Source organism: Leadbetterella sp. DM7 (assembly GCF_040829825.2).
Classification (GTDB): Bacteria; Bacteroidota; Bacteroidia; order Cytophagales; family Spirosomataceae; genus Leadbetterella.
The window spans coordinates 101,050-121,832 of sequence record NZ_JBFOLH020000006.1 but is presented as its reverse complement, the minus strand read 5'-3'; the positions used below and the strand labels follow the sequence as shown (position 1 = coordinate 121,832).

Annotated in this window: 23 protein-coding genes; 12 read left to right on the top strand and 11 right to left on the bottom strand. The window is 47.8% G+C overall.

Features of this window, described 5'->3' with window-relative positions; all coding sequences use genetic code 11:
• Positions 1 to 17: 17 nt before the first annotated feature.
• Together AB2U10_RS09265 and AB2U10_RS09260 are read right to left on the bottom strand one after the other, a co-directional pair.
• A complete protein-coding gene (locus AB2U10_RS09265) occupies positions 18 to 1,562 on the bottom strand; it encodes a trypsin-like peptidase domain-containing protein (RefSeq protein ID WP_367913809.1) in 1,545 nt (514 codons plus the stop codon).
• Between the two features lie 207 nt (positions 1,563 to 1,769).
• Positions 1,770 to 2,174 (bottom strand): Hsp20/alpha crystallin family protein, encoded by a 405-nt coding sequence (locus AB2U10_RS09260; RefSeq protein WP_367913808.1) that lies wholly within the window; start codon positions 2,172 to 2,174, stop codon positions 1,770 to 1,772.
• 255 nt (positions 2,175 to 2,429) lie between these two features.
• On the opposite strand from AB2U10_RS09260, the gene AB2U10_RS09255 reads away from it, so the two are divergent.
• The 3 genes from AB2U10_RS09255 (at position 2,430) to AB2U10_RS09245 (ending at position 5,360) form a co-directional block, all read left to right on the top strand.
• Positions 2,430 to 2,924, top strand: a complete 495-nt coding sequence (locus tag AB2U10_RS09255; protein ID WP_367913807.1) for a hypothetical protein — start codon at positions 2,430 to 2,432, stop codon at positions 2,922 to 2,924.
• Between the two features lie 163 nt (positions 2,925 to 3,087).
• Entirely contained in the window at positions 3,088 to 4,230 is a 1,143-nt protein-coding gene (locus tag AB2U10_RS09250; RefSeq protein WP_493820447.1) for an acyl-CoA dehydrogenase, read from the top strand.
• A gap of 209 nt (positions 4,231 to 4,439) precedes the next feature.
• On the top strand, positions 4,440 to 5,360 hold the full coding sequence (locus AB2U10_RS09245) for a helix-turn-helix domain-containing protein (protein ID WP_367913805.1): 921 nt from the start codon (positions 4,440 to 4,442) through the stop codon (positions 5,358 to 5,360).
• A gap of 18 nt (positions 5,361 to 5,378) precedes the next feature.
• On the opposite strand, the gene nadC is transcribed toward AB2U10_RS09245, so the two are convergent.
• The 3 genes from nadC to AB2U10_RS09230 all read right to left on the bottom strand — a co-directional run bounded on the left by nadC (position 5,379) and on the right by AB2U10_RS09230 (position 7,372).
• The gene (nadC, locus tag AB2U10_RS09240) at positions 5,379 to 6,227 is read right to left on the bottom strand and encodes a carboxylating nicotinate-nucleotide diphosphorylase (protein ID WP_367913804.1); all 849 of its coding nucleotides are present in this window, start codon (positions 6,225 to 6,227) and stop codon (positions 5,379 to 5,381) included.
• A 105-nt stretch (positions 6,228 to 6,332) separates the two neighbouring features.
• Entirely contained in the window at positions 6,333 to 7,061 is a 729-nt protein-coding gene (locus AB2U10_RS09235; RefSeq protein ID WP_367913803.1) for a polyprenol monophosphomannose synthase, read from the bottom strand.
• Positions 7,058 to 7,372 (bottom strand): DUF4296 domain-containing protein, encoded by a 315-nt coding sequence (locus AB2U10_RS09230; RefSeq protein ID WP_367913802.1) that lies wholly within the window; start codon positions 7,370 to 7,372, stop codon positions 7,058 to 7,060. Before AB2U10_RS09230 ends, AB2U10_RS09235 begins: the two co-directional genes overlap by 4 nt.
• A 122-nt stretch (positions 7,373 to 7,494) precedes the next feature.
• Between AB2U10_RS09230 and AB2U10_RS09225 the strand changes: the two genes are divergently transcribed.
• From AB2U10_RS09225 to AB2U10_RS09210, 4 genes are all read left to right on the top strand, one after another.
• Positions 7,495 to 8,355 (top strand): DUF58 domain-containing protein, encoded by an 861-nt coding sequence (locus AB2U10_RS09225; RefSeq protein ID WP_367913801.1) that lies wholly within the window; start codon positions 7,495 to 7,497, stop codon positions 8,353 to 8,355.
• Complete coding sequence (locus AB2U10_RS09220; protein WP_367913800.1) at positions 8,352 to 9,212, top strand: hypothetical protein; 861 nt, start codon at positions 8,352 to 8,354, stop codon at positions 9,210 to 9,212. Before AB2U10_RS09225 ends, AB2U10_RS09220 begins: the two co-directional genes overlap by 4 nt.
• Positions 9,213 to 9,338: 126 nt before the next feature.
• Entirely contained in the window at positions 9,339 to 10,820 is a 1,482-nt protein-coding gene (locus tag AB2U10_RS09215; protein WP_367913799.1) for an APC family permease, read from the top strand.
• Between the two features lie 212 nt (positions 10,821 to 11,032).
• Entirely contained in the window at positions 11,033 to 12,025 is a 993-nt protein-coding gene (locus AB2U10_RS09210; RefSeq protein ID WP_367913798.1) for an aspartate-semialdehyde dehydrogenase, read from the top strand.
• A gap of 123 nt (positions 12,026 to 12,148) precedes the next feature.
• Here the strand turns inward: AB2U10_RS09210 and AB2U10_RS09205 are convergent, their stop codons facing one another.
• Positions 12,149 to 12,736, bottom strand: a complete 588-nt coding sequence (locus tag AB2U10_RS09205; RefSeq protein WP_367913797.1) for a 2'-5' RNA ligase family protein — start codon at positions 12,734 to 12,736, stop codon at positions 12,149 to 12,151.
• Positions 12,737 to 12,894: 158 nt separating this feature from the next.
• On the opposite strand from AB2U10_RS09205, the gene AB2U10_RS09200 reads away from it, so the two are divergent.
• The 3 genes from AB2U10_RS09200 to AB2U10_RS09190 are packed head-to-tail and all read left to right on the top strand — an operon-like array spanning position 12,895 to position 14,767.
• Complete coding sequence (locus AB2U10_RS09200; protein WP_367913796.1) at positions 12,895 to 13,296, top strand: nuclear transport factor 2 family protein; 402 nt, start codon at positions 12,895 to 12,897, stop codon at positions 13,294 to 13,296.
• A complete protein-coding gene (locus tag AB2U10_RS09195) occupies positions 13,272 to 13,877 on the top strand; it encodes a GNAT family N-acetyltransferase (protein WP_367913795.1) in 606 nt (201 codons plus the stop codon). Before AB2U10_RS09200 ends, AB2U10_RS09195 begins: the two co-directional genes overlap by 25 nt.
• The gene (locus tag AB2U10_RS09190) at positions 13,874 to 14,767 is read left to right on the top strand and encodes a carbon-nitrogen hydrolase family protein (protein WP_367913794.1); all 894 of its coding nucleotides are present in this window, start codon (positions 13,874 to 13,876) and stop codon (positions 14,765 to 14,767) included. Before AB2U10_RS09195 ends, AB2U10_RS09190 begins: the two co-directional genes overlap by 4 nt.
• Positions 14,768 to 14,861: 94 nt before the next feature.
• On the opposite strand, the gene AB2U10_RS09185 is transcribed toward AB2U10_RS09190, so the two are convergent.
• Entirely contained in the window at positions 14,862 to 15,251 is a 390-nt protein-coding gene (locus AB2U10_RS09185) for a DUF4890 domain-containing protein (RefSeq protein ID WP_367913793.1), read from the bottom strand.
• Between the two features lie 156 nt (positions 15,252 to 15,407).
• On the opposite strand from AB2U10_RS09185, the gene AB2U10_RS09180 reads away from it, so the two are divergent.
• The gene (locus AB2U10_RS09180; RefSeq protein WP_367913792.1) at positions 15,408 to 16,124 is read left to right on the top strand and encodes a polysaccharide deacetylase family protein; all 717 of its coding nucleotides are present in this window, start codon (positions 15,408 to 15,410) and stop codon (positions 16,122 to 16,124) included.
• Between the two features lie 88 nt (positions 16,125 to 16,212).
• Here the strand turns inward: AB2U10_RS09180 and AB2U10_RS09175 are convergent, their stop codons facing one another.
• Together AB2U10_RS09175 and AB2U10_RS09170 are read right to left on the bottom strand one after the other, a co-directional pair.
• Positions 16,213 to 16,899, bottom strand: coding sequence for a hypothetical protein (locus AB2U10_RS09175; protein WP_367913791.1), 687 nt, complete (start codon positions 16,897 to 16,899; stop codon positions 16,213 to 16,215).
• A gap of 242 nt (positions 16,900 to 17,141) precedes the next feature.
• On the bottom strand, positions 17,142 to 17,609 hold the full coding sequence (locus tag AB2U10_RS09170; protein WP_367913790.1) for a hypothetical protein: 468 nt from the start codon (positions 17,607 to 17,609) through the stop codon (positions 17,142 to 17,144).
• A 228-nt stretch (positions 17,610 to 17,837) separates the two neighbouring features.
• Here AB2U10_RS09170 and AB2U10_RS09165 point away from each other — a divergent pair, with 228 nt between their 5' ends.
• Complete coding sequence (locus AB2U10_RS09165; protein WP_367913789.1) at positions 17,838 to 18,440, top strand: hypothetical protein; 603 nt, start codon at positions 17,838 to 17,840, stop codon at positions 18,438 to 18,440.
• 112 nt (positions 18,441 to 18,552) lie between these two features.
• On the opposite strand, the gene purU is transcribed toward AB2U10_RS09165, so the two are convergent.
• Together purU and der are read right to left on the bottom strand one after the other, a co-directional pair.
• A complete protein-coding gene (purU, locus tag AB2U10_RS09160; protein WP_367913788.1) occupies positions 18,553 to 19,392 on the bottom strand; it encodes a formyltetrahydrofolate deformylase in 840 nt (279 codons plus the stop codon).
• 1 nt (position 19,393) lies between these two features.
• Positions 19,394 to 20,707, bottom strand: coding sequence for a ribosome biogenesis GTPase Der (gene der / locus AB2U10_RS09155; RefSeq protein ID WP_367913787.1), 1,314 nt, complete (start codon positions 20,705 to 20,707; stop codon positions 19,394 to 19,396).
• Positions 20,708 to 20,783: the final 76 nt, after the last annotated feature.

Here is a 20,783-nt window from a genome sequence, read left to right as displayed (position 1 = left end):
AACCCGAAGTTTATAAATTACCGGATTGGGATACCCTCACAACCTCTGCCGCCGCCGGGGTAGAATCCGCAGATCAGCACCCCGTCTTCTCCGTTCTGGAAAGCGGTGTTGATAATGTCTTTTACTTCTTTAGAGGATTTAACCTGCTGGTTTCTCACCGAAGTAATGATAAATCCTTTTTCAAAATTCGTGTTCTCCGAGAGCAGCCCGCCGTCACGGATCCCCTTGATCCGTACACCGTTCCTGATATTGTAATCTTTCAGGTCGGCAGCGCTCAGGTCTTCCAGGTCCATACCCATCTTACCAAAGGCACCCGATAGTTCCGGATCTTTCTTGATCAGGTCCTCTCCTCCCGCATTGTTTCTGAGGGTTACGGTAATGTTCTTGGTAGAACCGTTCCTGTCAATGGTCAGGTTCACCTTTTCACCGGGGCGCTTGCGGCCGATCAACTCACGGAATTTGGCTTCCGAACGGGTATCAATACCGTCGGCCTGCAGAATAACGTCTCCTTTCTTCACGCCGGCAGCTTTGGCTGCCCCGTTATCCGGAACGGCATTCACATAAATCCCCTGCTCCTTCTTAACATTAAATTCGCGGGCATTTTTGCTGTTTAATTCTACCGGCTCAATACCTACGTAGCCCCGTTGCACATCACCGTACTTAATGATATCTGCAGATACTTTCTTTACAATGCCCGATGGTACGGCAAAGGCATACCCCGCATACGCTCCGTTAGGAGAAGCAATGGCGGTATTGATACCAATGAGCTGCCCGTTCAGGTTTACCAGGGCGCCCCCGCTGTTACCGGGGTTGACTGCCGCATCGGTCTGGATGAAAGATTCTATAGGATTGATAGACGGTTCCTGGTCCTGCTCCCTGCTGAAGGGGTTACGGCGTTGATTTCTGCCCAGGATATTGATGTTCCGGCCAATGGCAGAGATGATCCCGGCGGTAACGGTTGATTCGAGGTTGAACGGGTTACCCACCGCCAGCACCCATTCACCGATCTTCACTTCGTCAGAATTGCCGAAAGTAATGGCCGGCAGGTTTTTCTCTTCAATCTTGATCACGGCAATATCGGTTGAAGGGTCGCTGCCGATCACTTTGGCCGTGTATGATTTTTTGTTGAAGGTGATTACTTCAAGAGAAGTGGTTCCTTCAATGACGTGATTGTTGGTAACAATATACCCGTCGTCTGAAATAATTACCCCCGATCCTGAAGATTCCTGGTTTTGCTGACGGGGAGTGCCGAAGACATCTTCGTCATAGCCGAAAAACTGCTCGAAGATCGAGTTCGGCCTCCGGTTACTGTACTGGCGGGTGGTGATGGCTTTGATGTGAACCACAGACGGCGCTGAGGTTTCAGCGGCATACGTAAAATCGCCCGGTTTCCCTGCCGGAAGGTTGGTAAAAGAAACCATACTGTCGCCTGACTTGCTGTCAGCGCTTTTAAAAATGACTTCGTTCCCGCTCAGCCGGGTAAAGGCACGTACGCCAAAAAGGGTTACTAAGGTAGACAGCACCGCTATCAGTACTATCTTCAGGTTATTGCTTAATTTCATAATTGTAAATACTTTATACTTGTTTAACAGGCTGTGTTATATCAACCCCGTTACTTACGTTTATCTAACGCAAATCTATCACAGAAAATTTACAGGGGTCAAACGTTCTTAACAAAATTTAAGAAAAAGTTAACCACATAGGCACATAGGTCTAAATGTAAAGCAACCATTTTTTACTTAAACGTATGTGCCCTATGTGGTTAAAAATCAGTTCACCGAGATCAGTCGTGGCTCCTTCACTTTCGCTTCTTCTTTTTTGGGAAGAGCCAGGTTCAGAACGCCGTTTTCATAAGTGGCGGAGATCTGGTCGGTATCTACTGTTCTGGGCAGGCGGAAAGACCGGCTGAACGAGCTGTAGCTGAATTCTTTCCGGATATAACTTTCTTTTTGCTCCTCATTTTCAGATTGGGATACCGAAGAAACCTCTAATACCCTGTCGCGGACTTCGATCTTGAAATCGTCTTTTGTAAAGCCCGGGATAGCCAGCTCTATCGTATACGCATTATCGGTCTCTTTGATGTTGGCTGAAGGGCTCAGTACAGAAGAAGAACTGTAAGCGTTATTGAATAACTCGTTGAACAATGAATCGTAATTTCTTACCAGCGTTTTCATATTTGTTATAATTTTGATTGTATCCCATCCTGAACAAACCGGATACCACAGCGAAAAAGAAGACAAAAAGGCGCAAATGCTCCGAAGTCGTCGGACAATAAATGACAAAATGACAGAAACAAAACCGATGCCGAATAAAATGACGGCCTCTGAGACACATCTCCCGCACAAAAAACACACGCCCTCATTCTGTCCCCGCCCCCCAAAGAGAATCTTTTTCGCCCGTCCCTTGTTTAAAAAAGAAAAACAAAAAGCATGTTTATTGAATTTAAGGATTTGCCGGAAAGCGCCAGGATATGGGTGTACCAGGCTGACCGTAATTTAAGCGAAACAGAAGAGGCGCGGGTGCTTGATTTTCTTAAGACGGCTGTAGACGCCTGGGTGACCCACGGAATGCCTATGCGCGGATCTGCCAAAATACTTTTTAACCGGATGATCGTTCTGGCAGCGGATACCGCTTTCCAGGCCCCGTCGGGCTGTTCTATCGACTCTTCCACCGGCTGGCTGCACGAGCTGGGCCGGGACATGAACATTAATTTCTTTGATCGCTCAATTGGATATTTTGAAGATGAAGTACTGAAATTCTTTTCGGTTTTTGATGCGAAAAAACAGGTTTCAGCAGGCGTAATTCAGCCGGATACCCGGGTGATCAACCTGCAGGTTAATGTGAAACATGAGCTGGACAGTTCGCTGGTGGTTCCGGCATCCGAAAGCTTCTTAAGCCGCTATTTTTCAAAGGTAGAAAGCTGATTAATCCTGCCGGACCCTGTATTTTTCCGGATTCAACCGGTTTCAGGTAAAAATATTCGGCTTGCATAATATTTTTTAATCAAAAGCGTTGAAATAATTGGATTTTTTCGGGTTGATCCATAACTTTATTTTTATTTGGTAATGAATGAATATTGACGCAGGAATGGATTTTCGTTTATCAGAAGAGCATGCAAGCATAAGAGACGCTGCCCGCGATTTTGCCCGGACGGTTTTGTTGCCCGGAGTGATTGAGCGGGATATCGAATGCCGGTTTCCCCGGGAAGAGGTCAGGAAGCTGGGCGAGCTGGGTTTTATGGGAATGATGGTCGACCCGAAATACGGCGGCAGCGGACTGGATACCCTGAGCTATGTGCTGGCCATAGAAGAGATTGCCAAAGTAGATGCTTCGGCAGCCGTAGTCATGTCGGTGAACAACTCGCTGGTGTGTTACGGGCTGGATAAATACGGCACAGAAGAGCAGAAGGAAAAATACCTGAAGCCGCTGGCATCGGGAGAGAAGATCGGGGCTTTTTGCCTTTCAGAGCCCGAAGCCGGTTCAGATGCCACTTCGCAACGCACCACTGCAGAAGATAGCGGTGACCATTACCGGGTAAACGGGATCAAAAACTGGATAACCAACGGCGGATCTGCAGAGATTTACCTGGTTATAGCCCAAACCCACCCTGAGCTGAAGCATAAAGGCATTAACACACTCATTGTTGAAAAAGGGCAAAAAGGATTTGAGATCGGGAAAAAAGAAGACAAGATGGGCATACGGGCCTCTGATACCCATTCGCTGAACTTTAATGATGTAGCCGTTGTTAAAGAGAACCGCATCGGCGCAGACGGCTTTGGCTTTAAGTTTGCCATGTCTACGCTTAACGGGGGTAGGATAGGCATTGCAGCACAGGCTTTAGGCATTGCTGCCGGAGCGTTTGAGCGCTCCGTGCACTATGCAAAAGAACGTAAGGCATTCGGGAAGCCCATTGCCGAACACCAGGCCATACAATTCAAGCTGGCCGAAATGAAAACCCGCATCAGTGCGGCCCGATGGATGGTCTATAAGGCGGCCCGTGATAAAGACCAGGGCCTGGATTATGTGGAATCGGCGGCTATGGCAAAGCTGTATGCTTCAGAAGTGGCCATGTGGGCAACCACAGAAGCGGTGCAGATTCACGGAGGATACGGCTACGTCAGGGAATATCATGTGGAACGGATGATGCGCGATGCCAAGATCACCCAGATTTACGAGGGCACCTCTGAAATACAGAAGCTGGTTATTGCACGGGAGATTTTGAAGGAATAAGCATAAAATTTTGAATAATCAGCAATTATACCGGGGTTAAACAGGGGAAAGCTGAAAAAAATACAGAAAAGGGCAAATTTTATTTTATCAAATTCCCGTAGAGATATTTTTTTATCAGGAAATTATACCTATAACCCAATAGATTATACTATTTTTACGGGATTTTAAACTCGCTGACCCGGTTACTACTATATACTTAAAATAAGAATATGGAAGATTATAACAAAATAATTGAATCCTTAGGTGTAAAATTCGGAAAGGCCAGGCATATCAATATTCTGCAGCCTATTAAGATCAGGAATTTTTATGATGTTGAGAACACCCTTTTGGTCTTATACAACGGGGATGTTAAAATAGAAGGAATAGATGAAAAGGTAAAGCCCGGTGATATCCTGTTTATCCCGGGAGGGAAGCCCTGTACCATTACCTACGGGTCAGGCGAAGCCCGCCCTATTTCGTATGAAGAGTTCATGACACAACGCGACGTGTACTTTGAACCCATGACCGACCCGGAGGAGATCGGTATCGTGAAGAACTCGTTCGGGCTGGTGGCTTTTGAAGCCAAGGTATTTGATTCCGTGAACTTCTTCTCTTCACTGGATATCCCGCCTTTCTTTATTCCTCAGAATGCCAAGCTGGCCCAGCTTATCAAAGAGATACTGGTAGAAGATTTTACTGACCAGGCCGGCCGCGGCCGGGTGATCTCCATCAAAACGGAGGAGGCGGTGATCGAGCTGGTGCGTCATATCCTGAGAAACCAGCTTTTTGTAGAGCAGCTGGCTACCAACAGCACGTATTTCAAAGATCCGCGCCTGATCGATATCTTTACGTATATTAAAAATAACCTGGCAGGAGATCTTTCCAATAAGCAGCTGGCCAATGTGGCCAATGTTTCGGAAGATTACGTGGGCCAGTATTTCAAAATACTCACCGGCATTAACCCGCAGGATTACATCGAATACCAGCGGATGGAAGAAGCCGTTAACCTGCTGAGAACCACCAAGAAGAGCATCCGTGCCATTGGCGGGGAAGTAGGGTACAAAGACACGGCCTACTTCTGTCGCCGCTTTAAAATGATGTTTGGTATCCCGGCAGGAAAAATGAGGAGAAGAGATTCTCTGATGATATAGCACACCCGGGAACCGGCATTACACCGCCTTCAGGCTGATATCCAGGCTTTTTACCGAATGGGTGAGGTAGCCCATAGATACGTAGTCTACCCCGGTTTCAGCATACTCCCTGACATTTTCAGGTGTAATGCCGCCGGAAGCTTCTACCGGGAAACGCCCGTCAATAAGCTTCAGGGCCTCGCGGATCTGCTCATAGCTGAAATTATCCAGCATAATACGTACCACGCCGCCTACGGCCAGTACTTCTTTCAGCTCTTCCAGGTTCCTGACCTCAATTTCTATAGGGATATCCAGGTTGTGCTCTTTTACGTACCTTTGAGCCGCAGTAAGGGCATTTTCTATGCTGCCGGCATAGTCTACGTGGTTATCCTTGATCAGGATCATATCAAAAAGCCCGAAGCGGTGATTGACCCCGCCACCGATTTTCACGGCCCATTTTTCCAGTAAACGGATCCCCGGAGTGGTTTTCCGCGTATCGAGCACCTTACAATGGGTGCCTTCCAGCTGCTGAACAATAGAGCGGGTTACGGTGGCTATGCCGCTCATGCGCTGCATGCAGTTCAGCACCAGTCGCTCAGCGGTGAGAATAGAGCGGTCAGGACCCGCCACGTACATGGCCACATCGCCCGGTTTGACCGGGGTGCCGTCTTGCAGCAGCACCTCGGTTTTCAGCCGGGGATCTACCGTTTGGAATATAAGCTCCGCCAGCTCTACCCCGGCCAGTATGCCTGTATCTTTTATCAATACCCGCGCTTTGCCCCGGGCCGTTTCGGGAATGGTGGAAAGAGAAGTATGGTCGCCCTCGCGTACATCTTCCTGCAGGGCATTGTGAATAAAGGCCAGGAGGTCCTCCTTTTTGATTTCCATAATAATTAAGCTAAGAGCCGTGAGCTTTGAGCTAAGAACTTGTATTTATCAGCACGCCGATTGTGCGGACTGGTAATTTCTCACAGCTCATAGCTTACCGCTATTTTAACGTTTAAACGATTTAAAGAGGCTCCATATCTTCATCATGACCACCCCGAAAACAGCTTCCTTAAAGATCCGGGTAGACATTTTGGACTGGCCTTTTGTGCGGTCGGTGAAGACGATCGGCACCTCAACAATTCTGAATTTATAAAGATAAGCATTAAATTTCATTTCTATCTGGAACGCATAGCCTACAAAGCGGATCTTCTGCAGCGGAATGACCGAAAGAACTTCCCGCGAATAACAGATAAAGCCGCCGGTAGGGTCCATAATGGGCATGCCGGTGATCAGGCGTACATAAATACCAGCAAAATAAGACATCAGCACCCGGCTCATGGGCCAGTTGATGACATTCACCCCCCGGATATACCGCGAGCCTATGGCTACGTCATACTCCTCATTGCGGCAGGCGGCCAGCAGCCTGACCAGGTCTTCCGGGTTATGGGAAAAATCAGCATCCATCTCGAAAATATAATCAAAATCACGTTCCAGAGCCCATTTAAACCCGTGAATGTAGGCCGTTCCGAGGCCTAGCTTTCCGTTTCTTTCTTCAAGGTGCAGCACGGCAGGATATTCTTCCTGGAGCTTTTTTACAATATGGGCCGTGCCGTCAGGGGAGCCGTCGTCTACGATGAGCACCTGGAAAGCTTCGGCTAACCCGAAGACCTTCCGGATAATGGCTTCAATGTTTTCACATTCGTTGTAAGTGGGAATAATAACAAGATTTTTCATTTTACAGATTCTTTGGGCAGCTGCTCTTCCTGGGCCTTCGCCAGCGTTTCTGAGGCATTTTCCAGGATTTCCAGCATTTGCTTTTTATGCGACAGGTAGTAATCATAATTCTCAAAGTAGGTGGTGGAGTCGGTTTTATGTTTTTTAAATACCTGGTGCTGAAGATAGCGGAAAGCTATTTTAGAAGAGTCTGAGCTGCGGAGAAGGAAGTTATCTACCTTACTTTCCAGTAATTTAAGGTCAACGATGATGGCGGCCATCTCGTCTTTCGAAAGCTTTTCTTTCGGCCGGGAATTACAGCCCCAGACCAAAGTTAGTAAAATTATTCCTATTTTTATACCAGTGTTTCTCAACGGGAGGCAATTTACGGCAGCAAATTTACGTAACCTGTCGTTTTAAGAAGTTTTATTTTACTTAATATTCCTTAAAAGAGTTGAAAGAAATCATCAACAAGCTCAATAAGTATGAAATAAAGATCCGTAAGGCGGTGAACTCTCACCTTAATGGTAATTTCAGCTCGATTTTTAAGGGCACCGGACTGGAATTCAGTGACCTCCGCACCTACCAGTACGGCGATGACGTGCGGGCTATAGACTGGGTGGCATCGGCCAAGGGGCAGGGAACGTACGTGAAGATTTTTAAGGAAGAAAAAGAACAGACCGTTTTTTTTATGCTGGATGTCAGCGGGTCGCAGGAGGTAGGGAAGAAGGGGAATCTTAAGCTCGATACCGCCCGCGAGCTTTGCGGCGTACTCACACTGGCGGCTATCAAAGAAACCAGCCAGGTAGGTGTTTATTGCTTTTCAGACGAGAAAGAGGCCTATATTAAGCCGGATGCCGGCATGAAGCAGGCGTATAATATTATATCCCGGATTTATAAGCTCAGCCCGGCTTCGCTGAAAACCAACCTGGCCGCAGCCATTTCTTTTACCCTGAATATTTTAAAGAAAAAGAGCGTGGTGATCCTGATCTCCGATTTCCTGGATACCCGCTATGAGCATAATCTCAAGGCCCTGGCCCGGAAGCACGACCTGGTGGTATTGCACGTGTATGATAAAAGAGAGATCACGCTTCCTGACCTGGGCATTATCCCGGTGATGGATAAGGAAAGCGGGAATGTGGCATGGGTCAATACCAATTCCCGGACTTTTAAGCGGCAGCTCCGGGAAACGTTCGAAGAAAACCGGCAGAAGCTGCAGAAATTTTGTGTACAGAACAGGGCCAACTACCTCGACATTGAGTCGGGATCTGATTACGTGGCCAGTTTAATTCAGTTATTCCGGGTGAGAAAATGAGGAGGATATTGCTATTCTGCATGTGGAGCCTGTCTGTGGCAGCGCAAAAGCCCAGGGCCGTTTTTTTTGAAGATTCGGTTACGGTGGGGAAAGAAACCCGGATGGCCATGTCGTACCTGCATTCCAGCAAATCCGACATTGTTTTTCCCGATTCGAGCTTTGATTTCTCCCCGTTCCGTTACGTCTCATCCGAACTCTATGAAACCCGTACGGTGGAAGGGAAAAGCCTCGACAGTGTGATTTATACCCTGGTTACCTATGACCTGGATTCGGTTCTTTTTGTGAAGCCGTACATCCGGAATCTCCGGACGGGCGAAACCATCTATGCCGACCCGGCAAAAGTTTACCTGAAATTCAGCATTACCGGTGAGAATATCCGGGAGCCCCGGGTAAAGGAAACCGTCAATGTGTTCCGGGTCAGGAAAGAGGTGAACCTGCCCAAGATAACGTATTATGTACTGGGTTTCCTGGCGCTGGGCTTCCTGGTCATCGCCTTTTTTGGCGACTGGCTCCGGAAAAAATACCGCCTCTGGAAGTTTGATCGCACGCACCAGCGTTTCCTGTCTGACTTCCGGAAAATGGCGATGTCGCCCAAGAGCCTGGGCAACAACGAAAGAGCCCTGAAAGAATGGAAGATCTACCTGGAAGAGCTGGAGAATGAACCGGTTTCTACCATGTCTACCTCAGAGCTGGGAAAGCTTTATGAAAACGAAAGGCTGGAGTCGGCGCTGAAAATGTTTGACTCGGCTATTTTCGGGGGAGTGATCAGTGAAGATATGCCTCTGGCCTACCGTGTGCTGCAGGATTTTTCTGTAAAAAGATACCGGCAGATCCGGAAAACAGGGATTAAAGGCTGAAAAACAGGAAGTGAATTGTTTTGAATAACTGCTTTAATCCCCAATAAACCCTATGATCGTTAGGAATTTCATGGGAATTTATTTTAAATTGCGCCGGAAAAAATATTCAATCCTAAAATTAATGATATGGAAAAAAGTATATGGCGAACCAAGCCGATTAGTGCCTATGAGGCGGACATGAAGAAAAGTACCCTGCGACGGGTGCTGGGTAAATGGAGTTTAACGGCTATCGGAATTGGCGCCATTATAGGGGGCGGGATATTCGTATTAACAGGTACGGCCGCTTACTATCACGCAGGACCTGCCCTGGCATTGTCATTCGTGGTGGCAGGTGTTGCCTGTATTTTTGCTGCTCTCTGCTATGCTGAATTTGCTTCCATGCTGCCGGTTGAAGGGTCAGCCTATGCCTATGCTTACGGTACGGTAGGAGAAGTTTTTGCCTGGCTCATTGGCTGGGGGCTGGTGCTTGAATATATGATGGGCGCTATGACGGTGGCCGTGAGCTGGTCGGGCTATTTCAACAAGATGCTCAAAATGTTCGGAATGCACCTGCCGGCCAACCTCGTATCCGACCCGATTTCGTACGGGGGTGAAGGGTTTGCCTTTAACCTGCCGGCGTTTATCATTGTGCTGATCGTTACTTTTATCCTGGCAAAGGGTACCAAAGAAGCCGCCAGCACCAATAACCTGATTGTGATCCTGAAAACCTCGGTGGTGTTATTTATCATCGTGGTAGGAGCCTTCTATATCAATATGGATAACCTGACTCCGTTCATTCCGGAAGAAACCACCATCATCGGGCCGCACGGTGAACCCGAGGTAGCGTACGGCTTCAAGGGAATTATCATGGGTGCCGCCGCCGTGTTTTTTGCCTACATCGGCTTTGACGCGGTTTCTACCCAGGCGGCAGAAGCTATCGATCCTAAAAAAGATATTCCTTTTGCCATCATTGCTTCTCTCCTGATCTGTACTGCGCTGTATATCCTGATGTCTGTGGTACTGACCGGGATGATGAACTTTAATGAATTCGGAAACATTCCTGACGGTCTGACCGCCCCTGTGGCCGTGGCCTTTGAACATGCCACGGGCATGACCTGGGCGGTGATCCTGATTACCGTAGCCGCTACCATCGGCCTGATCTCGGTACTCCTGGTGATGATGCTGGGCCAGTCAAGAATCTTTATGGGCATGGCCAAAGACGGCCTGCTTCCGCCGATATTTAAAGAGGTGAACCCGAACACCAAAACACCGGTTAAAAACACGGTGATCATCGGGATTATTGTAGCTTTTGTGGCCGCGTCCACACCTATCAGCACCCTGGTGCACATGTGTAGCTTCGGAACGCTGTTTGCCTTCTCTATGGTATGTTTTGCCGTATGGCGGCTGCGCTATACCGAGCCTGAGCTTAAGAGAGGCTTCAGAACGCCTGCCTTGCCGTTAATTGCCACGCTGGGTATTGCTACCAACATTTACCTGATCATGAACCTGGAGCGCTCGGCCATTTATATGGCTATAGGCTGGCTGACCCTGGGATTCCTGGTGTACTTCCTTTACGGGCGCAGCAACTCGGTGCTCAATAACGGGGGGTACGACAAGATAGAAGAATAAGAAAGCAGAAAATACATCAGAGGTGGGCCCGTAAGGGTCCGCCTCTTTCTTTTTGCAGGGGGATATCCGGCTTTTAAACGTTTCATATACCTTTAATTCAAAAAGTTTTTTATTTTTGCCCGCTTGAAAATTATTCAAAGAGAATAGACCTCTCTCTTTCTGATTTATAATTACTCTGCCATGGGTCGGGGAGAACAAAATCAATTGAAAAAATGAAAGTAGCGGTAGTGGGAGCCACCGGCCTGGTTGGTGGGGAGATCCTGAAAGTTCTGGAAGAAAGAAATTTTCCGGTCACTGAAATTATTCCGGTAGCCTCGGAAAGAAGCATCGGGAAAAAGATTACTTTTAAAGGCAAAGAATACACGGTAGTGGGCTATGATGAGGCAATAGCACAAAAACCTGACGTGGCCATTTTTTCTGCCGGGGGCAGCACCTCACTGGCGGTTGCACCGAAATTTGCGGAGGCAGGCATTACCGTGGTCGATAACTCTTCGGCCTGGAGAATGGACCCGGACAAGAAGCTGATTGTTCCGGAAGTAAATGCAGATGTGCTCACCCGGGAAGACAAGATCATTGCCAACCCGAACTGTTCTACCATTCAGATGGTGGTAGTGATGAAGCCCCTGCACGATAAATACAAAATAAAAAGGGTAGTGGTTTCTACCTACCAGTCGGTAACGGGTACAGGAAAAGCCGCCGTAGATCAGCTTTTTGCCGAAAGAGCGGGAGATGAGTCGGTACCCAAGGTATATCCGTATAAAATAGACCTGAATGTGCTTCCGCATATTGATGTATTCCAGGAAAACGGCTACACCAAGGAAGAAATGAAGATGATTAAGGAGACCAACAAGATCATGGGAGATGACAGTATCCGGGTAACGGCCACTACTGTGCGTATCCCTACTGTTGGAGGGCACTCGGAAGCCGTGAATATTGAATTTGAAAACGACTTTGATCTGGATACCGTACGCGGGCTGCTGGCCGCTACGGAAGGAGTGATCGTACAGGATGACCCGGCCAACCTGGTGTATCCTATGCCTATTCATGCCCACGGGAAAAATGAAGTTTTTGTCGGCCGGATCCGCAGGGATGAGTCGCAACCGAATACGCTGAATCTCTGGATTGTGGCAGATAACCTGCGCAAAGGGGCGGCCACGAATGCGGTTCAGATAGCTGAATACCTTTCAAAGAAAGGACTGATTTAAGCGGGTGACCGGGAAATCAATCACACCCGGTTCTCGACTACGCTCGAACTGACAAGTGGCGTCTGTTCCTGTCAGTTCGAGCGTAGTCAAGAACCCAACGGAGTCGGGAACCGAGTACCATTATTACTCAAATAGCTTCCCCTGTACAAATTCAGGCCGGATCTCCTTCCCCAGAAGCGGGAACCGGGCAAGCTCCTGGTAGTGTCTCTGGTTCTCCCGCCTGCGAAGAAAAACAAACTCTTTTACCAGGAACAGGTCTTCAAACCGGCGGTCTTTCCATTTTTCCCACACGGCGGTACCCATTTCTTCCGACAAATCTTTAAAGAGCGTCAGGTGATGAATGCCCGGGGTATTGACCGGTGTGCGGGCAATGCTTTTGAGCTCATTTTTCCGGGCGCCTATGCGGGCCAGCTCCCTGGGCGCCGGCTTCACCTGGATATACAAAGTATGTACAAAAGAGCCGAAGTTGGTTAGCGGCAGGGTGAAAGGATTGATCTGGGAAACAAATTTCTGTAAAAGAGGAAGAATGCGGTGCTCGTAGCTTTCGTACTGAACAAAATCAAGAACAGTAACATGAGGATTATAGAAGGGATTAGCGATCATATTGATCTCGCTATGAATGGTATCTCGCAGCTTTTCAATTCTGAAAGACACTTTCTTTTCCGGTTCAATCAATAGTAAGTAGGAAGCCCTTCTTTGTGAATTATCCATAAACTATTGGTAAGTAATGGGTGCTCAGCCGACCAAAGATATGTGAAATATCCCGATATTCCATATCCGGAAAATAATTTTTAAAGCATCGATCTAACCGGAAGAACCTTTCCCCGTAAGGGGTTTTTCGTATTTTTGCTGGCCAAATCAAACAGCTAATGGACGCAATAGAACTAGTAAAGACGTATTATGCGTATTTCAACCACGGGGATTGGGAAGGAATGAGGTCGCTCCTGGATGAAAACATAAGACACGAGCCCAACCAGGGAACACCCAGAACGGGTATTGCCCTTTTTAAGGAATTCCAGGAGCACATGGATAAGTGCTATGAAGAAACGCTTACCGATATGGTATTCTTCGGGGAGCCGGAGGGGCGCAAAGTGGCCGTCGAATTTGTAGTAAACGGTACTTACAAGGTGACCGACGAAGGGCTTCCTGAGGCTACAGGCCAGACGTACGTGCTGCCGGCAGCGGCTTTCCTGGAAGTAAATAACGGGAAGATCACGCGCATTACCACCTACTATAACCTGCCGCTATGGGAATCACTGGTGGGGAACTGATCTGCCGGTCTTTCCGGGGAGCAGAGATCGGCAGGGTAGCCGATGCCCTGGCAGCGCTGAGAATAGCGGTTTTCCGCGATTACCCGTACCTGTATGACGGAAGTCCCGAATACGAAAAGGAATACCTGCAAACCTATATAAAAAGCGAAAGATCCTTTCTTTTTTCGGTGTACGAAGGAGAAAAAATGGTGGGAGCGACTACCTGTATCCCTCTCGCAGAGGAGACCGCCGACGTGCAGGAGCCCTTTCTCCGGAAAGGGAGGGATATTCACCGTATTTTCTATTTCGGAGAGAGCATCCTGTTACGAGAGTACAGGGGACTGGGCCTGGGAAACCGTTTTTTTGAAGAAAGGGAGGCGCATGCGGCCTCTTTTCCCGGAACAGATGCGGTTTGCTTCTGTGCGGTGAAACGCCCGGCTGATCATCCGCTCCGGCCGGAACACTATCAGCCGCTGGACCTTTTCTGGGGCAAAAGGGGCTACGCCAAAGCTGCGGATATGGTCAGCTATTTTGAATGGAAAGACCTGGGAGAGGATACTTCTTCTGCCAAGCCGATGGAATACTGGTTTAAAAAGATATGAGAATAGCAGCAGCCAACTATCCGGTAAAATATCATGCATCTCTTTTGGCATGGGAAGCCCACGCCGGCCGCTGGCTCCGGGAGCTAAACGGGAAAAACGTAGATATCGCCGTTTTCCCGGAATACGGCTCTGTGGAGCTGGTCAGCCTGCTGAGCCCGGAATTGCAACAGGACGCTTACGCCCAGATAAGGGCAATAGAAGAGTTTCACGACGCTTTCCTGGAATTATACGCTACACTTGCCCGGCAACATGAAATGATAGTGGTGGCACCGGGTTTCCCGGTCAGCGAGAGAGGCAAAGTGATTAACCGGGCGTACGTATTTTCACCTGCCGGCCTGGCCGGTTACCAGGATAAGCTTTTCATGACTCCCTTTGAAAGCAGGGAATGGGGCGTTTCAGCGGGAGAGCCGCAGCTGACCCTTTTTCAGATGGAAAGAGGAAGCTTCGGAATACAGATCTGCTATGATTCGGAATTCGGGATAGGGGCGCATGCGCTGGCGCAGGCGGGGGCCGGCGTTATCCTGGTTCCCAGCTGTACCGAAACCCTCCGCGGAGCTACCCGGGTGCATCTGGGAGCGCGCGCCCGTGCCCTGGAAAACCAGTGCTATACGATTGTTTCCCAAACCATGGGAGAGGCGCTGTGGACACCGGCTGTAGATTACAATTACGGCTATTGCGGAGCGTATTCTACCCCGGATACCGGCCTGCCCGAGCTGGGGATCCTGCAAACCGGCCCCCATCAGCAGGCAGGGTGGATGATCCAGGACTTTGATCTGAGCCTCCTGGATAAAGTAAGGGAAGAAGGCGCAGTGCTGAATTTCCATGACGCAGCAGGCGTTACCCAGCTGCTGAACGGGGAGCCGCTGAAGGTGAATAAAGTAAGAATCTGATGAAGTTAAAAGTTAAAAACGAAAAGTTAAAAGTTGCGGAATTAATATATACTCATGTTCCACAACTTTTCACTTTTCGTTTTTAACTTATACCTTACCTTCCTCTCCCCTCACGGGTATTCTTCACCCCCGGCTTTCTTTTGAAATCATGCCGCTGGCCTTTGCTTTCTTCCAGCTTTTTAAGTTGCTCAGGAGTAAGCACAGCAGCATATTTCTTCTTCAATTCTGCTCTTTCCACCTTCATTTTCTCGCGCCTTTCTGCTGCTAAAGCCTGGTGCTTACGGGCTTCTGAGAGGTTAATGTCGTACATTTTTTTGTACTGGTCGTCGTTGAGGCCCAATGTTTCTTTCATACGGCTGGTGCGCTGTTCGGCTATTTTCTCCGGAGTAGGTCGCTCGCCGTTTCTTACAGGCCGCTTATCCTGGGCAAACGCTCCGAAAGAAACTAAACCGGCCAATACAAACATCAATGCATTCTTTTTCATAATTTCAATTGTTTAAATTAAAAAACTGATTTTCGGTAATAAGAATCGAAAAAGAGGAGAGGGTTTAAGGGCTTTAAGGTTATTTAACGTTATTAAATATTGTTTAACATGGTCAGGCACCCGTTTTTCAGCGTATTATGGGTCGTATTTATAAGCTTGTTTTCCAGTTACTTATGGGGGCAGCCTGTCGTTATTAAAGGGGCAATTGTACGGGGAGATCCGGCGGTTAAGGAGGTAGCGCTGGTCTTCACCGGGCATGAATATGCTGAGGGTGGAAGGGAGATCCGCGAAGCGTTAAAAGCTTCCGGCACACCCGCTTCCTTCTTTTTTACCGGCGATTTTTACCGGAGTTACCCCGGCCTGGTAAAGATGCTGAGAAAAGACGGGCATTATCTCGGGGCCCACTCAGACCGGCACCTGCTGTACTGCTCCTGGGAGAAAAGAGACAGCCTGCTGGTTTCGCAGGAAGATTTTCAAAAAGATCTGAAGAAGAATTTCCGGGAGATGGAGAAAAGGGGTATCCGGAAAAATGAAGCGCTTTTCTTTTTGCCTCCCTATGAATGGTACAACGAAACTATTGCAGACTGGGCGAATACAGAGGGGCTGCAATTGGTGAATTTCACGTCAGGCACCCTGTCGAACGCCGATTACACCACGCCTTCCATGCCCAATTACCGGAGCTCGGAAATAATCCTGGAAAGTATAAGAAAACAGGAGCGGGAAAAAGGGATGAACGGGTTCATCCTGCTGCTGCACATAGGCACCGGTCCAGAACGGACCGATAAATTCTATCACCGGCTCCCGGATCTGCTCCGGGAATTAAAAGCGAAAGGCTACCGGTTGGTACGGATAGACGAGCTGCTGAAACAGTGAGGCGTGTGGACAAAGATCACGCAAACACACCCGGCTTATGCAGGGTATATTTTTGGGCCTGTGTAAACCGGGTGCGTTTGCGTTCTGATTAATCGATCTTGAATTCAGAATCGGCGATCTGCGAATTAAGCTTAATGGAAGTCAGCTTTTTATCGATGGTCATGCCCATGGTTTCCTGCACCAGGTGCGTGGCAAATTTTACGCCCGGTCCGAAGTCTTTATATTCTTTGTAAAGAACATTGGCCGAGCCGCTGGGTCCTTCTACCTGCTGCTTTAGCTTCAGGCCCGAATTCACCGAATAATACTCTTTCATGGTGGTGATGCCCGGGATACCGGCTACCGAAATAACGTAGCAATCTTCATTCTCGTGCTGCTCACTACCAGAGAGGGTGAGGGTTATTTCGTCAGAGAAATACAGGGTTTCCGGGAATATCAGCGCCTGGGCCAGGAGGGCCTTAGAGGCCGATTCGTCCAGGAATTGCGAATTTCCCATTTGCGATACTTTCGCCTGCTTTCCGTCAAAAACAATTTTTGCCAGCTCCACTCCGCTCTGGTCTACAACGGAAGAGTACATGTTGGGAATTTTCTTGGATTCGATATTCTCCATGCTTTGCCCCATCACTTCTGTGGTAGAAACAGCATAAAAATCTTTCACTTTATCCATATTGGTTCTTCCGCCAATGGCCTCAAAATATTTCTCCAGTACCTGCTTCGGTGTGATGTCCTGCGCAAAAGTTGCCGTGGAGAAGAAAAGCACAATCAGTAATTTTTTCATTTCGCGTATGTATTAGAATTAAAGAATAAAATACAAATTAAACAGAATATAAACGTATTATCCCCATATTTTGGATTAAAGGGGAATTAAATCGCATGGACAGCAGGAATAAAATTATACAAATGAATGAAAGGGTTAATGCATCAATTAGTTAATAAGAAGTGGAATCATCGGAAATTCTCATACTTGTTAATTATAGTTATTACAATGCTTTTGTGGTGGTATTTTTTTTACAGAAATCTTTACAGAATATTTTTAATTTGTTCGAATTCATCAGCTTTTTGTGTGCCCAAATAAACTATTTTTCCGTTCTTTTTTTCAATTACAATAGCGGTATTCCCACTGGTTGAATAGAGTGTCTTATTTCCACTTATTCTAAATCCATAACCACCAAAATCCGAAATAGGGTCATATGTTTTGACATAGATATTTTTAATGTCATTAAAAAGTATTTCTTTTTTGGGGAAAATATAAAAGAACTTAAAAGAAATTTTCTCCTTTGTGATGCTAATGGAAAATTTAGCGGTGGCTATAGAAATAAAAACGACCAAAAGGAGAGGAAGGGAGACCATTGAGAAAATATCAATGGTTTCATTTTTAATAAGATACATTAATCCCGCAATTAATATACCGATCACTACATAAACCACATAAATTAACTTATTTTGGCGGAAGTACTGATTTTCTTGAAAAAGAACTTTTGAATCCATATCTCTTGCTTAAATTCTATATAACAGATAGCAGGTAGTAACTCCAATAAGCGTCAGACAAAGAATAAACAAATAGCTCTTATAATCGTTTCGGATCAGTTTTTTAGAGTTTTTCATTCTATTTAAGGATCTATCGTATCAAATATATGCGTTAGACAAAGACTTAGCGAAGTATGGAGCCAATTTTTTATCTTTGAAACCGTTTACAATAATAATTTATAAACCGTAATGTACAGAACCCTGTTTTTGCTCCTGTTTTCCCTGTCTGCATCTGCCCAGGTTATTCCACCGGCTGAACCCGTACCGGAAGAAACACCCGTGGAGCTGGAGAAACCCCGGCCGGAATGGAAAGACAAAATGCATTACGGCGGAAATATCTGGCTGGGTTTCTGGGGAACCCTCTACGTGGAGGCTACGCCCATGATAGGGTGGGATATCTCGGAAAAGGGAACAGTGGCCGGCCTTGGAGCGTCTATCATGTATTACGGTGCCGATAAGATGTATGGCGGCGGACTGTCTGTGGGCCCCAAGGTGTTTGTGCGGCAGGCCATATGGCGAACGCTTTTTGCCCATGCTGAATATGAGCTGATGAATTCATCGCCGTATAATTTCTATGATGTAGATCCCACCACTATCCAGGGGCTTAACCCGAAGAACAAATGGGGCGGAACGGGATACATTGGTGCGGGCTTTTACCAGAACGGCATGAGAACCCAGGGCGGCGGCTTTATCTCCGTGCTCTATAACCTCAATGCCCCCAATTCAGGCTATATTAACCGCCAGTCTATCGGTGACGGCCGCCTGGTGCTGCGCATCGGATTTTTTATCTGATATCCATTCGCCTCTGTAATCTTTGTGCAATCTGCTTTGTGTTCTTTGTGAAAAAAACAGATTGCACAAAGAACACAAAGCAGATTGCACAAAGAACACGGAGAAAAAGGAGCTATAATATCACTGTCCGGTTCCCGTAAATAAAGACGCGGTCGGCAAAAACCAGCTTTAGCGCTTTCATCAGTACGCGGGTTTCCACATCCCGGCCGTCGCGGGCCATATCGATGGCCGAATACCGGTGGTCTACATCTTTGGTGTCCTGGGCAATGATAGGGCCCTGGTCCAGGTCGTTGTTCACAAAATGCGCAGTAGCCCCGATAATCTTTACTCCCCGCTCATGTGCCTGCCGGTACGGGTTGGCGCCGATAAACGCCGGTAAGAAAGAATGGTGAATGTTGATGATCTTGCCCGGGTAATGGGTTACAAACCCGGGCGAGAGAATACGCATGTACTTGGCCAGTACCAGGTATTCGGGAGAATAGATTCCGAGGGTTTTTAAAATGGCCGCCTCATGCTCTTCCCGCGTTTTCCCTTCGGCATCAATATAATGAAAGGGTATGCCGAATTTAGATACAAACGGCTGCAGCACATTGTGGTTGCTGATCACCGCCAGCACATTGGCATTGATCTCGCTGAACATATACCGCACCAGGATTTCCGACAGGCAATGGTGCTCTTTGGTGCAGAAGACCACGATGTTCTTTTTCTTCAGGATATCCAGGCGGAATTTCACCTGTTCATCCGGAATCCGCTGCCGGAGCTCCGACAGGATCTTCTCCCGGTCAAGGTCGGTGCCGTTCTCAAACTCGGTGCGCATGTAAAAGCGTTTGTCCGGGCTTACGTACTCGGTCTGCTTTAAAATATTGCAGCGATTATTGAACAATACGGCGGTGACATGGTAAATCAGTCCCCGGGCATCGGGCCCCTCGATGAGAAGAATGTGCTTTGCCATGTTATTTTTTCCGGAAAAAGGTAGTGATCACTACGCCCTCAAACCCGAAATGCTCCCGGATCTGGTTCTGTAAGAAACGCTGGTAGGATTCTTTGACATACTGGGGCAGGTTACAGAAAAAGATAAAGGTAGGCGACGGCGTGGGCAGCTGCACAATATATTTGATCTTTACCGTCTTTCCTTTGATAGACGGTGGCGGCGTGCGCTCTATAATGGGCAGAAGCACATCGTTAAGCCGGGAGGTCGGGATCTGCTGCGTCTTATTGGCGTACACCTCCATGGCGGCTTCCACCACCTGGAAGATACGCTGCTTATTCAGTGCCGAAGCAAAGACCACCGGCATATAATTCATGGGGGCAATTCTTTCGAGGATCTCCTTTTTCAGGACATCGGCCGTCTTGGAGTCTTTCTCTACGGCATCCCACTTATTGATCATCAGCACAATCCCTTTTTTGGCATTGTGGGCCTGGGCAATGATGCTGATATCCTGGGCTTCGAGGCCCCGCGTGGCATCCAGCAGGATGATACATACATCGGATTTGTCGAGAGCCTTGATGGAGCGAAGCACCGAATAAAACTCCAGGTCTTCGTTGACTTTTGCTTTTTTACGGATTCCGGCGGTATCGGTCAGTATAAAATCTTTTCCGAACATCGTATAACGCGTATCGATGGCATCGCGGGTGGTACCGGCAATGTCAGTAACAATGCTCCGGTCTTTACCTAAAAGAGCGTTCAGGAAGGAAGATTTTCCGGCATTGGGCCGTCCCAGGATAGAGATCCTCGGAACGCCCTCTTCATGGGCTTCTTCCCTGTTGTCTTCCAGGTGTTCAATCACCTTGTCGAGAAGGTCACCCGTGCCTGAACCGTCAACCGCCGAAATAGGGTACACCTCTCCGGGAAGTCCCATGCTGTAAAACTCAGAGGCGGTCAGGTTGGCCCTTTCAAAGGTTTCAGCCTTGTTGGCCACTACAAACAGGGGTTTTTTAGACCGGCGAAGCACATTGGCAAATTCTTCATCCAGCTCGGTGAGTCCTTCTTTGGCGTCAACCACAAAAAGAACTACAGTGGCCTCTTCCAATGCCAGCTCTACCTGGCTCCGGATGGCCTCTTCAAAGGTATCATCCGAACCCACTACATACCCGCCGGTATCAATTACGGTAAAATGCTTGTCGAGCCAGAACGCGTTGCCGTAATGCCGGTCGCGCGTAACGCCCGGCTGGTTGTCGGTGATGGCAACCCGCTCTTCTATCAGGCGGTTAAAAAGGGTGGATTTTCCTACGTTCGGTCTGCCTACTATTGCTACTATATTGGCCATAATTTCTTTCTTTATATTCTTTCGCGTACCACTGCGGTTGCGAAAAAGGTCACAAAATTACTAAAAAAATCGTAAA